This window comes from Chitinophaga sp. S165 (assembly GCF_003182155.1).
GTDB lineage: Bacteria > Bacteroidota > Bacteroidia > Chitinophagales > Chitinophagaceae > Chitinophaga.
This window is the reverse complement of the sequence record NZ_QGTG01000001.1, coordinates 1,404,636-1,418,301: the sequence shown is the minus strand read 5'-3', so window position 1 is coordinate 1,418,301 and position 13,666 is coordinate 1,404,636. Positions and strand designations below refer to the sequence as shown.

At 42.7% G+C, this 13,666-nt stretch carries 10 protein-coding genes; 8 read left to right on the top strand and 2 right to left on the bottom strand.

All coding sequences use genetic code 11. The features are described from left to right. Nucleotides 1-150: 150 nt before the first annotated feature. A complete protein-coding gene (locus tag C7475_RS05125; protein WP_233259765.1) occupies nucleotides 151-1,122 on the bottom strand; it encodes a GntR family transcriptional regulator in 972 nt (323 codons plus the stop codon). 486 nt (nucleotides 1,123-1,608) lie between these two features. Beyond that, complete coding sequence (locus C7475_RS05120; protein ID WP_110051796.1) at nucleotides 1,609-2,148, bottom strand: hypothetical protein; 540 nt, start codon at nucleotides 2,146-2,148, stop codon at nucleotides 1,609-1,611. Nucleotides 2,149-2,659: 511 nt separating this feature from the next. Here C7475_RS05120 and C7475_RS05115 point away from each other — a divergent pair. From C7475_RS05115 to C7475_RS05080, 8 genes are all read left to right on the top strand, one after another. Further along, nucleotides 2,660-2,932, top strand: a complete 273-nt coding sequence (locus tag C7475_RS05115; RefSeq protein ID WP_110051794.1) for a hypothetical protein — start codon at nucleotides 2,660-2,662, stop codon at nucleotides 2,930-2,932. Nucleotides 2,933-3,963: 1,031 nt separating this feature from the next. Further along, nucleotides 3,964-5,688: a nucleoside-diphosphate sugar epimerase/dehydratase gene (locus C7475_RS05110; RefSeq protein ID WP_233259764.1), complete on the top strand. Its 1,725-nt coding sequence runs from the start codon at nucleotides 3,964-3,966 to the stop codon at nucleotides 5,686-5,688. A 77-nt stretch (nucleotides 5,689-5,765) separates the two neighbouring features. Continuing rightward, nucleotides 5,766-6,617, top strand: coding sequence for a polysaccharide biosynthesis/export family protein (locus C7475_RS05105; RefSeq protein ID WP_110051789.1), 852 nt, complete (start codon nucleotides 5,766-5,768; stop codon nucleotides 6,615-6,617). Between the two features lie 4 nt (nucleotides 6,618-6,621). Continuing rightward, nucleotides 6,622-9,009 (top strand): tyrosine-protein kinase, encoded by a 2,388-nt coding sequence (locus tag C7475_RS05100; protein WP_110051787.1) that lies wholly within the window; start codon nucleotides 6,622-6,624, stop codon nucleotides 9,007-9,009. A 41-nt stretch (nucleotides 9,010-9,050) separates the two neighbouring features. After that, a complete protein-coding gene (locus C7475_RS05095) occupies nucleotides 9,051-10,406 on the top strand; it encodes a nucleotide sugar dehydrogenase (protein WP_110051785.1) in 1,356 nt (451 codons plus the stop codon). A 10-nt stretch (nucleotides 10,407-10,416) separates the two neighbouring features. Continuing rightward, entirely contained in the window at nucleotides 10,417-11,604 is a 1,188-nt protein-coding gene (wecB, locus tag C7475_RS05090; protein WP_110051782.1) for a non-hydrolyzing UDP-N-acetylglucosamine 2-epimerase, read from the top strand. Beyond that, nucleotides 11,601-13,124, top strand: coding sequence for an oligosaccharide flippase family protein (locus C7475_RS05085; protein WP_110051780.1), 1,524 nt, complete (start codon nucleotides 11,601-11,603; stop codon nucleotides 13,122-13,124). Before wecB ends, C7475_RS05085 begins: the two co-directional genes overlap by 4 nt. Then, complete coding sequence (locus tag C7475_RS05080) at nucleotides 13,105-13,653, top strand: acyltransferase (RefSeq protein ID WP_110051778.1); 549 nt, start codon at nucleotides 13,105-13,107, stop codon at nucleotides 13,651-13,653. Before C7475_RS05085 ends, C7475_RS05080 begins: the two co-directional genes overlap by 20 nt. Nucleotides 13,654-13,666: the final 13 nt, after the last annotated feature.

Genomic DNA, 13,666 nt, shown 5'->3' with positions numbered 1-13,666 from the left:
TGGTGAAGTCAGCAGATTTTTTCGAAGCTTGAAAAGTTTGAAATATAGTGGAAGAGACGTATCTGTTTGATACGCTGTTAATTGATTAGGGTGTAAGAACGTTTATCATTCCATTATTAAGCATTATTCAGAAACCCATTGAGAACTTCGCTATAAGGAATTTCTAAGGATCAGTTTAAAAGGATTTTTAATCCGCTCCTGTTTCTTCTCCACGATCATTCGCGCAGCGGCGCTGCCCATCTGCTCGTGATCTGTAGAGATCACTGTTATACCGTCCAGGAGAATTTCCTTTAGTAATGTTTCATTGTAGGACACGATACCTACATCTTTCCCGATAACAAGGTGCTCGTTCCTGCATATTTTTACAAGGTTGACAAGATCTGTTTCCTCAATAATAATATACGCTTGTCCTTTGGTAACAGGAGTTTGCATTTCTATGCCTTCTATAACGGAGAAATTAAAATCCTGCATCCTGCAGAAATACCGGAAGCCTTTTTCAATCTCCATAGGGTAGGGGGTTATGCCTGGATTGACAAATACGAGGTTGTCGTATTTTTTTAGTGCAGATAGCCCTTCGTGTAACGCCTCGTAAATATCTTTTTCAAAGTTTTGATATACTGTGCCATAATTCCCGTGGAGCTCCTGGAGGTCTTTATCTAAAAGGATCAATTGTTCTGCCGGTATCTTTTGTAATATTTCCAACACTTTACCTGGTTGCTCATAGAAGTGCGGCATGATCACATAATAATCATAGTCCCCCAGGTGATTATTGATCAGGTTTTCAAACAACGGAACACTATGGTGATGGATATGAAGATCTACAAATACGTTGTCTCCTAACGCTTTTACAAAAGCGTTATAAACCTGCTTCTTGTAGTTGCTGATCTTATTGAAAAGTAATAAGATACGCAGCGGGATAACCACATCTGTCCTGTTAATAAAATACCCTTTTCCTTTCACCGATATGATCACCTTTTTATCCCTTAGTTCTTTATATGCTTTTTCTACTGTGCCGCGTGAAAGTAAATATTGCTCACTTAGCTCATTGATAGATGGTATCTGTTGATCACGGGTAAGAACACCATCGCGAACTGCAGCCATGATGGAATCTGCAATTTGCATGTAAACGGGAATTTTGCTGCTGGTATCTATATGCAAGCCTTTCATTATGGTAAAATAGTAAAGAAATTGGAATTATTGCATCGCCGGCCATTCCTATACTTAGCTGTATCTGTAACGTGGCAGAAACGAAGAATATCAAGCGTAATTGCAAACGAATCGTCTTGCATCAGTGATTACGCAAAACAATTGCCGGAAAAAACAAAAGAAAACTTCCTACCGCCGACTGGAAACCAGTTCACCAACGTGAAGAATTTGAAGATGCAAGTGCTATACTTTAAACGTATTTATAGAGCCGTCACAAAGAAGCTTGTATGGGATGAAGTTGAAAACCCGGGGATTCGTGTGATTAAGTCACGGCTATGCCTATCCACTTTTAGCGCGGAATAAAACATATATCAAAATAATCCAAGTCAGCTGGTAAATTAAGGCGTATTTGAGAATGTTCTTTACCAGAAAGAAGCCATTCATAAACTGTGAAACCGTTTTTTATGTAAGCAGCAATTCCCTTACGGTTCGATTCCCCGGCAGACTTTTCGCTACCACGATGACTTTACCGCCTGCAGGCAATGCCGCTGCTTTATAATACCAATCTACTCCATTCCGGCCCAAAAATGCTCGTCCATTGCAGGTAACAACACCGTCAGCGTCTATTACATTTATCTCCACTTCTGCTACCCTAAACTCGTTTTGGGCAGTCACTACAACCTCATCACCTTCCAATCTGATATTTTGGACCTCAGGGCTGCGATAAGCATCCTTCACTGCTATATTATAAGCATTTTGCCCCGGTCCTGCCAGCGACTGATAATAAGCCTTTATTTGAGGATCTTCCAGCATTATCTGCGCACGCATCGAAGCAATGGTCATCTTATGCCTTGCCTCCAGCTGCTTTTGTGTAGGCTTTTTCTTTGAATGGCCGCGTTTCTTCGCCATAATGATCTGCCCATTCCTTTCGTAGATCGTGATCTGTTTGCCGAGGGTGCCCCGTACAAGCTGCATGAGGATATTGTCTTTAACAATGGCCATAAAAAGGTCGTTTTGAGGTTATAAATACAAGTTTACTGTATCGTTTCTCTAAGGTACATATAACCAATCTAAAACGTCATTAAAAGGTCATCTAAAGGTCACTTCAATATCGATTTGATATATAAATGCCCTTTAAATACCCTTTTGGTGATCTTTTGGTAAGCTTATATGAAGCCGATAGAAAGCTTATCCGAGAACTTCAGAAGGATTAACTATAAGGGCAGAGGCTATCATCGAGGAATTTCCGAATTGTCAAAACCATCCGGTTCGGAACTGCAATGCGAGAGGGAACGGATATATGGTATTAGCTACCAGTGACTTAGGGGGCTGTAGCAATAAAGGAGACTATTTTCAATAAGAACACTTGACAATATCAACCAATTCTAAAGTTTATTCATATTAACTAATTGTCAAAATATAAAATAATTTAATGCAATAATAATATTATCTGTATTTTTGCATAGTAGTTCGTGGACAAACTACTATCCCTTATCATTCTAATTAATTACCTATGAGTTACGTATTGCTGCAGGGCTCATCTTCCAAAGTGGAACGTATTGAATTGCATGATTGCCCTAAATGTAAACACGGTGTTCTTGAAGACAGGGTACCGCGTGGTTTTTTTGTAAAATATATATTAGGCGCTTTTCCTATCCGCAGGTATATCTGTTATTCCTGCCTAAAGAAAAGTTATGTATGGCATAAGCCACAGGCCAAACAAATGCATGTGGAAACACCAATGCCGGTAATCAGGAACAAACCTGTGGCCATACCGGCACACTAACTGTGGAATAACGTAAAGACATATATTTTTTTGTAGTAAACTTTACCCGGTGCTTGAAAAAGCACCGGGTATTTTTTTTTAAGATAACCCGAGATGCTCATACAATCATTAATTTGAATTTGTTTTATTTTTTATTTGTTACTCCTTTTTGTTTAAAGACAACGGATGAGCTCCCGTTTTTTAAATCTCCAAAACAAACTCATGTCAATAATTGTTATCAAGTGTGGTATGTCGAAAGATTGGCAAGTCTTCTTTTTGGTATAGTGTTTGTTTCAACTGTCTCACCAAACAACTTGAATAACAAGCATTCGCTTTAAAGTATGCTAAAAACACCTTTAGAGTATAAAGTATAACCAGGTAAGTCAACTTAACTCACATGCCATGAGAAACTCGTTGCTTCATGCTAATACCATATTCTTAAAAGAAAGACCCATGATGGAAAGGCAGGCTCCGTCCAAATCTTTGGCGTGTTTGATATATGTGTTTCATTGAGGTTGGTGATTTAATGCTGCGTAGAAATACGCAATATTAAATTCTGTGTGTTTGTTAAATAATAGAGATCGAAAATAATATTCTGACGATATAAGCGCGAGTGTAGGGAGTATAGATAAATTGTAGGAATCAATGTGTTTTTAATATTAAGAGTTATAAATATTAGTGTTAAAAACATGTGGCTAAACTCATCTGTAAACTGGACAAAATTTAACATTATGTATTTATTTTGCACGCAGGTTAGAACTTAAAATGCTGTAAAACACACTGTTTGAAAGAGATTCCGAGTTAATGAAATAATGATACAGTTTTAACCTTATCTAATTAAACCGATGACTAAGAGATCATGGATTACCCCATCCTGGCTGATTTTGTTATTAGACCTCGGGTGTTCGATTGTTGCAATGAGCTTGTCTTTTTTACTCAGGCTTAACTTTAACCTCGAAGACTTTGGTCGATACCCCATGCAGGATATTGTTTTGGTTGTAGTGAGTGTGAATTTATTATTGTCGTTATTGTTTCGTACTTACACGGGCATTGTGAGGTATACGAGCATGGCTGATATAGGCCGCATTTCCTGCGTAAGCCTTGTCAGTGCTGTTATTTACTACTACATCAATGTTGCGGCATTTAACTATACAGCAGAAAATATGTTCCCGCTGTCTGTTATTGCTATCAACTTCTTCATCAATACATTCTTCCTCTTATCCTACAGGCTCTTTGTAAAATGGGCATTTAATTATTACAGCAGATACGGCACCATTAATAAAACGAGAGCTGTTATATATAACGCCGGTCATTCCGGTTTGATGGTACGTAAAGCTATTAGCGAAGATCAGACAGGTAATATACGCATCGCTGGTTTCATTGATGAAAAATTCACACGCTCGGGTAAACGCCTCGATGGATTGCCTATCTATGGCTCGTCCAGGAACTCGCTTGAAAGATTGGTGAAACAGGAAAAGGTGAAATTGCTCATCGTTGCAGAAGAGGCACCCGATGCGCAAGTACTGAACGATCTTGTAGATAATTGTATCGCGCTGAACATTAAAGTTCAAAAAGTTCTTCCAGTGAAAAAATGGATCAATGCAGGCTGGAGCCCTGCCAAATTGCAGGACATCAAAATCGAAGACCTGCTGGAAAGATCCGTTATCAGCATCAATAATGAACAGGTTAGCCGTGAGGCAAAAGGGAAAGCCATCCTCGTTACAGGTGCTGCCGGTTCTATAGGCAGTGAACTGGTAAGACAGCTCGTTAAGCTGCAGCCTTCAGTTGTTGTGATGTGCGATAAGGCCGAATCTCCTCTGCATGAACTGGAGTTGGAGATTGCAGAACTCGCGCCCGGTACTCCCATAGTTTCTTATATATCCAATATATGCGATCGCGTACGTATGCAGCAGTTATTTGAAGTATATGAGCCTTCTGTAGTATACCACGCAGCCGCTTACAAACATGTGCCCATGATGGAAAAGAACCCATCAGTGGCCGTACTGAACAATGTACTAGGCACGAAGATCCTTGCGGAGATGTCGGTGGAATTCGGTGTTGAAAAATTCGTAATGGTATCCACCGATAAAGCAGTGAACCCTACAAATGTAATGGGCGCTTCAAAAAGAGTAGCTGAGATCTTTATACAATCTTATAATAATCATGTTAATCGCCAGTATAAAAAATCTGGCCCTGTATATGGTATTCCGCCTACAAGGTTTATCACAACAAGGTTTGGTAATGTATTAGGTTCTAACGGTTCTGTTATACCTCGCTTTAAACAGCAACTTGAAAAAGGCGGGCCGCTGACAGTAACTCATCCTGACATCACCCGTTATTTCATGACCATCCCTGAAGCGTGTCAGCTGGTGCTGGAAGCCGGCGCTATGGGACAAGGCGGTGAGATCTTTGTATTCGATATGGGACAGCCCGTGAAAATCGCTGAACTGGCCAGTAAGATGATCCGCATGAGTGGCAGAGAACCTGGTAAAGATGTACAGGTAGTGTTCACAGGATTACGGCCGGGAGAAAAGCTATATGAAGAACTATTGAACAATGCAGAGAATACACTCAGTACTTATCATGAGAAAATTATGATAGCCCGTGTTCGTGAATATGATTTCGTCGAAGTGAATGAGCATATTGAGCAACTGCTAGCATCCGCACAAAAGCATTATATCACTCCAACAGTGGCTCTGATGAAACAACTGGTACCAGAATTTATCAGCAAGAATTCAGCGTACGAGCATCTGGACAAAGATAAGATAAAGCTATAGTTAGAATCAATGAATGATCATCAGCATATCACCCTGGTATGCTGACAATTTATATTTTTTAAACAGCTAAATAAATAATGAGGATTATTAATTACGGGAGTCGCACTACAAAACCCAGATTGTACCTGCTGTTGTTGTTGGCAGGTAGTATGTCTCTATATTTTGCATCTTGTTCAACGCCCAAAAACATTACGTACTTCAGAGATATCCCTGATTCGGCGAAAAAGACAGTCATTGACCAAACGACTTTCTATACCCCTCAGATCCAGCCGGATGATATTTTGCAGGTAACGATACAAACACTCGATCCTTCTTCCACGGCATTGCTGAACCAGCAAAACACTGCTACCTGGCAGGTAACCGCCAACAGTACGGGGCAGGGTGGTCCGGCGCCTACTTCGTCATCTTCGTCTGTAAGCGGCTACCTGGTCGATAAAGACGGATATGTAGTGCTGCCTCTCATCGGGAAGATGTTTGTGAAAGGAAAATCGACAGACGTGGTGCGCGATGAGGTCAGAACAAAAGCTGCCGAGTTCTATAAAGATCCCGTTGTAAACGTCAGGTTTGTAAACTTCAAGATCACCGTTCTTGGGGAAGTTGCTAAACCTGCCTCTTATATCATGCCGAATGAAAAAGTGAGTTTGCTGGATGCATTGGGCATGGCCGGCGATCTTACCATTTACGGTAAACGGGAGAATATCCTGTTGATAAGAGATTCCGGCGCGAAAAAGGAGTTTATCCGTTTTAATATAAATGATAGCAGAATGTTCTCATCACCCTATTTCTATTTACGCCAGGGCGATGTTGTGTACGTGGAGCCTAATAAAGCGAAAGTAGCGTCTACCGACGTTGCAAGGACGAGGAATTTCACAATAGCGGTATCCTTATTGTCACTTATAGTTGTGCTTGCAACTAGGATTAAACTTTAATTAAATGAACGGTAGAAAACACGTAAATGGCGCTTTAAATGACAAGCTGGAAATGGAGCTTTTACCTGACAGCACGTTGGATATACAAAATGTGATCGAGAAGCTGCGTAACAGATGGTATTGGTTTGTCATCTGCCTGCTGGTGACCGGTTCACTGGCATGGGCTTATTTGAGATATGCTACTCCCAGATATAATATCAATGCAAAGATCCTTGTGAAAGACGACAAGAAAGGCGGCGATATACAAGGGCAGGAAATATTAGACCAGATGGGGCTCTTCAGTACAAAGAGCAATGTCGACAACGAAGTTGAGATCCTGAAGTCAAGGTCTATCATTGAAAAAGTGGTAAGAGACCTGAAGCTGAATGTTAATTATGTAGTGGAAGGCAACCTGAAGAAATCTGAAGTGCTTGACGTGCCGTTCACCGCCAACTGGGTGTACCTGAAAGATACCCTCAGAAATGTGCAGTACGTTTTAAAACCGCTTAACGAAAAGAAATTCCTGTTCAAAGACAGGAATAACCAGAAGGAACTGAACTGGGGTGATACCATCACGCTGGAAGAAGGTGTGCTGTGCATCAACAGAAATACGAGGTTTGAATTGGTGGATGTGGAATATCTCATAAACGTGACCTCATTTGATAATGCCGTAGCCGCTTATCAGAAAAGGATCAAAATAGAGGTACCGAATAAACAGGTGAGCGTGATCAATCTTGGTATTGAATCGACCATACCCAGAAAAGGAGAGATCATTCTTAACAAGTTAATTGATAAATATCTTCAGGCCAGCGTGGAAGATAAGAACAGGATAGTGGACAGCACGATCGCGTTCGTAGATAACAGGCTGGTGCTGGTAAGCAGTGAACTGACCGGCGTTGAAAGACAGATCCAGCAGTTCAAACAGGCTAATGATCTGGCCGACCTGGATGCTCAATCCAAAGTGTTGGTATCCGGTACAGAAGACCTTACCAAACAGCTCACAGAACAGGAAGTGAGACTGAGTATAGTAGAGTCCATCGAGCAGTACCTGAAAGACCAGAACAACAGCAAACGTATCGTACCATCTTCCCTCGTTGTGCAGGACCCTACCTTCCTGGGAATTGTGGAAAGATATAACGCATTGCAGCTGGAAAGACAGCGCAGCCTGATGACCACAACAGAGTCAAATCCTTTTGTAAAGAATATAGATCAGCAACTGGCTTCCCTGCGAGAGGATATGATCTCCAATATAACATCCATGAAGAATAACGTGGAGATCGGCATTAATCAGCTGAAAACACGCATGGGAGGCATTAGCAGCCAGATCAAACAGGTGCCTGGTAAAGAGAGGGTGTTCCTCGACTTTTCAAGACAACAGGCTGTAAAACAGGAACTGTATCTCTTCCTGCTGAAGAAACGTGAAGAGTCAGCCATTTCCAAATCGTCGAACCTGGCAATAGCGAGGATCATTGATCCTGCTAAAAGTGATGCCGCTCCATTTGCACCTAAACGGACCTTGTTCTATTTGTTTGCATTGCTGGCAGGTGTTGCTATTCCATCCCTGGCTTTATATCTGAAAGACCTCTTTAACCGCAGGGTAGGCAGCCGTGAAGATATCACCAACAATACGCCTGTTCCGATCCTTGCAGAGGTGGGGCATTCTGATCATAAAGAGCTCGTTGTTGTACGGAAAGGTTCTGTTGCTCCGGTAGTTGAACAGTTCCGCGCTATCAGAACGAACCTTCAGTTCATACTGGGCGATAAAGGGCAGGTGATCCTGCTGACCTCAAGTATGAGTGGTGAAGGAAAGTCCTTTGTTGCTACCAATATTGCCTCTGTACTGGCACTTTCCGGAAAGTCGGTCGTATTGATGGAAATGGACCTTCGTAAACCAAAGATCTCAGAACAACTGGGACTGGTGAACCAGTTCGGGTTTAGTACGTATGTGATCGGAAAGACCAGTATTGACGATCTGATACGGCCTTCCGGGTTCCATGAGAATTGTTACATCATCTCTTCCGGACCTATTCCTCCAAACCCTGCAGAATTGTTACTGCTGGATGCAACGGAGAAATTATTCCGTGAGCTGAAAACACGCTTTGATTATATCATCATAGATACAGCGCCTGTAGGTCTTGTTACCGATGCACAGCTGCTGGGCCGCTTTGCTGATACGACCCTTTACCTGGTAAGGCAGGGGTACACTTTCAAACAGCAATTGCTGCTCTCAAGAGATCTGCATCTCAACAAGAAACTGCCTAAGATCAATATCATCGTGAACGATGTTAAGATAGGCAGTGGCTACGGATATGGTTATGGATACGGCTATGGTTACGGTTACGGTTATTCCGAAACGCCACAGTCAACGAATGGAATAATATCTAAAGTGAAACGTTCGCTCGCGAAGAAGTAACGCATATATGTCAACTTTCTAATTTTTTTAATCTGTTTTATATGAATAACGTGGTCGAAGAAATTAATCAGCTTCATATACCTGCGGAGGTTGAAGCAGTAAATGATCAACGCAGCATTGCCATTATTGGGTTAGGATATGTGGGCTTGCCACTGGCAATTGAATTTGGGAAGCATTATAACGTAATAGGTTTTGACATCAACCAGGAACGTATATCGGAACTGAGTGAAGGACAGGACCGCACGAAGGAAGCAGATATGGATGAACTGCTGGAAGCCATCCGCCTGAAGGGAAAAAATGGAAAGTCCCGCAAAGGGTTGAGTTTCTCCTTCGACAGGGAAGCGCTCAGGCAATACAACACGTTTATCGTGACTGTTCCTACGCCTATTGACCAGTTTAAGGCGCCTGACCTGCGGCCGTTGTTACGTGCCTCAGAAATGATCGGAGCAGTGCTGAAACCGGGCGATATTGTTATCTACGAATCAACAGTATATCCGGGTTGTACAGAGGAAGATTGTGTACCGGTATTGGAAAGGGTGTCCGGACTTAAGTTTAACAAGGATTTCTTCGTTGGATATTCTCCGGAAAGGATCAATCCGGGCGACAAAGTAAATACCCTCACTAAGATAAAAAAGGTAACCAGCGGCTCTACGCCGGAGATTGCGACTATAGTAGATAACCTGTATAGTTCCATCATCAAGGCGGGTACGCATAAGGCGCCCAGCATAAAAGTGGCGGAGGCGTCTAAGGCTATCGAAAATGCACAACGTGACGTGAATATCTCATTTGTAAATGAGCTGGCCCTGATCTTTGACAGGATCGGGATAGACACGCATGATGTTATTGAAGCAGCAGGTACGAAGTGGAATTTCCTGAAGTATAAACCGGGATTGGTAGGAGGTCATTGTATAGGGGTAGATCCTTATTATCTGGCACATAAGGCGGAATCATTGGGTTATCACCCACAGGTTATCCTGTCCGGAAGAAGGGTGAATGACATGATGGGACAGTTCGTCGCCAATAAGGTGGTGAAACTGATGATCGAAAAAGATCATAAAATAAAAGGCTCCAAAGCACTGATCCTGGGCATCACATTTAAAGAGAATTGCCCGGATGTAAGAAATACAAGAGTAGTGGATATCTATCATGAGCTGGAGCAGTTCGGACTGGATGTAGATATATACGATCCATGGGCGAACGAAGAAGCAGTTTATCATGAATACGGTGTAGATATCATCAAGCAACTGAGCAGTTCAGTTGTTTATGACGCGATCATTGTAGCGGTTGCTCACCAGGAGTTCCTGGAACTGGATTATAAGAAAATCATCAGAAATAACGGGGTCATTTTTGATACCAAAGCTTGTCTTAACAGGGATTTGGTAGACGCACGGTTGTAAAGCATATATAATGAAGAAAAAAGTATTGGTTGTTTTTGGTACGAGACCCGAAGCCATTAAAATGGCTCCACTGGTGAAAAGACTGATGAGCAATCCGGAAAAGTTTGAAGCAATTGTCTGCGTTACAGGACAGCATCGGGAGATGCTGGACCAGGTACTCAGGATCTTTGATATCACGCCGGATTATGATCTGAATATTATGAAGCAGGGACAGGACCTGACGGATGTTACTGTCAGGGTACTGGAAGGCATGAGGAACGTTCTCAATGAAGTAACTCCGGACATTGTTCTGGTGCATGGAGATACTACCACCTCAACTGCTGCTGCACTCGCTGCCTTCTACAAACAGATCCCTGTTGCACACGTAGAAGCGGGCCTGAGAACACATAATATTTACAGCCCGTGGCCTGAAGAGATGAACCGGAACATAACAGGTCGTTTGGCCACCTGCCATTTTGCACCTACAGAAACGGCCAGGCAAAACCTCTTGAAAGAAGGTATACCGGACGATAGAATATACGTAACGGGCAACACTGTGATCGATGCGCTGTACCAGGTGTTGGATAGGGTATTGACAGACGATCAGCTGAAACTGGAGACAGAGGGTGAACTGGCGAAGATGGGAATTTCCATAGAGCTGATCAATCAATGGAAGGACAATGGCACTCCGGCACTCAGGAAAATGATCCTGATAACGGGTCATCGCCGTGAGAATTTCGGAGATGGGTTCCTGAATATCTGTAATGCTATTAAAGAGCTCGCGCAAGATCATAAGGACGTTGACTTTATTTACCCGGTGCATCTTAATCCGAATGTAAGAAAGCCTGTGGCCGATGTGCTGCTGAATGAACAATTGCCAAACGTGTTCATTATAGAACCGTTGGAGTACTTGCCTTTTATTTACCTGATGAACCGCAGCTATCTTATTCTGACAGATAGCGGAGGGATACAGGAAGAAGCGCCCGGACTGGGAAAACCGGTACTGGTGATGAGGCATACCACAGAACGTCCTGAAGCTGTAGCGGCAGGCACCGTGTCTTTGGTAGGTACGGACAAGGAAAAGATCTATCAGTATGTAAATAGCCTTCTTACAGATAAGACGGCTTACGAAAATATGTCTAATGCAGTGAACCCTTACGGAGACGGTAAGTCATGTGACAGGATAGTGAACCACATTAATGAATTACAGGTATTATGAGCCGCAGCATATTAGTATCCAGGGTAATGGATATTCTGCCCGAAAGGGCTACCGGGTTGATCAGAGGAAATCTCAAGTCTGATCTTGCCCGGAAGGTGTCTTCTGGTATGGTGTGGACATTCATTGGTACTATTGGTTCGAGGATGCTCATCTTCCTGACTTATGTGGCAATAGCGAGGATACTTAAGACGCAGGGCTTTGGTGAACTGGGTATGGTGAGGTCTACAGTAGATATGTTCGTGACTTTTGCCGGATTAGGACTTGGTATCACCGCCACAAAGTTTATTTCAGAGTATGGCGCCACAGATAAGGTCAAGGTAGGCCGTATCATACGGATGTCTTATCTGGTGTCGTGGATCACAGGGATCATTGTAGCGGCGAGTATTTTCATTTATGCAGAACCACTGGCTGCTGTTTCGTTAAAGTCGACAGAACTGGTGAATGACCTGAAAATAGGCGGTATCGCTATTCTCTTTTATTCGGTAGGTGGGATGCAAAACGGCATACTACTTGGAATGGAAGAGTTTAAAAGCATTTCGAAGATCAATCTTACGGCAGGCATACTTAACATTCCGATAGCGGTCGCTCTTGCTTACTTTTTTGGTGTTTCAGGAGCGGTGATCTCGCTGGCATGTAACGCGTTTATCATATGCTGCTTTGGCTTTTATGAAGTGAGAAGAGCCGCGGCAGCGAAAGGTATTAATGTGGGAGAGAGCGGGTTCTTCAAAGAATTCGGGCTTTTATATTCTTATAGTCTGCCGGCTGTTTTAAGCGGAGGTTTGGTATTGCCGGTAAACTGGTTCTGTAATGCATTCCTGGTAGAAATTCCGAGTGGATATCAGCAGCTGGGTATTTATAATGCAGCACTGAATATTATGCTTGTTGTGACTGTTATTAACGGGATGATCGGACAGGCATTTTTGCCTTATGTAGTCCAGAACCTAAATAGCGCGAACAGGAAGTTTGAAATGGTAAATAACTATTTGCCGTGGACGGTAGGGATCTTTATCTCACTGCCTTTCATGTATGTTCCTGAGTTGGGCAACCTGCTTTTCGGTCGTGACTATGCAGGGGAGACCTTAAAGACGTCCATTGTGCTCGTAATGTTCACTACGATCGTCGTAGCGCACAGGCAAGGGATCTCGAGGAACTTCACGGCGAAAGGATATATGTGGTGGAGCTTTTTAAGTAACGGTTTTTGGGGAGTGGTGGCATTGGTCTGTATGTATTTTTTAAAGGAATATGGAGCAGTTGGACGTTCCGCAGCATACGCTATCGCTTATCTGTTAAATACGATCGTGTTTATTCCCTTTTATCTGTCAAGGAAATTGTGTGAAAAGGAGTTTGTGTTATCGCTGGAAAGCAATATTGTCTGGCTGCTGATACTTGGTTCAATAGGGTTGCTGGCCTTCGTGAATATTCCCTTTGTAGTCCGGATCTTAATGCTGCCCTGTGTGATGGCGGTCATTGCTTTTTTATTGATTAAAATATTCAAACGCCATGGTATTAGGTCAAATTAAGAGAGCTATCCGTAAATACCAGTTATCCAAAGTACGCTTTGGTAAGCTGGGTACAGGTGTGGAAATTCAGCCGCACTACAGCTTCCAGAAGCCGGAAAATATCTTTATTGAAGACTATGTATATATAGGCCCTCATGCTTTCATCAGCGGTTTGGGCGGTATTAAGATCTTCCGTGGCGTCATTATCGGGCCACGTGTGAAGATTTATTCTGCTAACCATGTTTTCAGAAATGCAAGGGCTATCCCATATGACGAAACACTGGATGAAAGACCGGTAGAGATCCATGAGAATGTCTGGATCGGGGGGGATGTTATTATAGTGCCTGGCGCCATTATCGGAGAAGGGGTTATTGTAGGCGCTGGAAGTGTAGTCTCCGGGAAGATACCGCCTTATTCAATTATTGCGGGTAATCCTGCAAAAGTCATATCAACAAGAGACGAAGAACATTACCAGGAACTGAAAGCCAAAGACCTGGTCTACTTTAAACTTAAGAAAGAAGGAAACCTGGAAAGGAACCGGGTGACTTGAAGAGAATATTTAT

Excerpts from the sequence above, each read along its gene's own strand:
- C7475_RS05125 (WP_233259765.1), bottom strand. The coding sequence starts at position 1,122 with ATGCAAATTGCAGATTCCATCATGGCTGCAGTTCGCGATGGTGTTCTT.
- C7475_RS05120 (WP_110051796.1), bottom strand. The coding sequence starts at position 2,148 with ATGGCCATTGTTAAAGACAATATCCTCATGCAGCTTGTACGGGGCACC.
- C7475_RS05115 (WP_110051794.1), top strand. The coding sequence starts at position 2,660 with ATGAGTTACGTATTGCTGCAGGGCTCATCTTCCAAAGTGGAACGTATT.
- C7475_RS05105 (WP_110051789.1), top strand. The coding sequence starts at position 5,766 with ATGAGGATTATTAATTACGGGAGTCGCACTACAAAACCCAGATTGTAC.
- C7475_RS05100 (WP_110051787.1), top strand. The coding sequence starts at position 6,622 with ATGAACGGTAGAAAACACGTAAATGGCGCTTTAAATGACAAGCTGGAA.
- C7475_RS05095 (WP_110051785.1), top strand. The coding sequence starts at position 9,051 with ATGAATAACGTGGTCGAAGAAATTAATCAGCTTCATATACCTGCGGAG.
- wecB (WP_110051782.1), top strand. The coding sequence starts at position 10,417 with ATGAAGAAAAAAGTATTGGTTGTTTTTGGTACGAGACCCGAAGCCATT.
- C7475_RS05085 (WP_110051780.1), top strand. The coding sequence starts at position 11,601 with ATGAGCCGCAGCATATTAGTATCCAGGGTAATGGATATTCTGCCCGAA.
- C7475_RS05080 (WP_110051778.1), top strand. The coding sequence starts at position 13,105 with ATGGTATTAGGTCAAATTAAGAGAGCTATCCGTAAATACCAGTTATCC.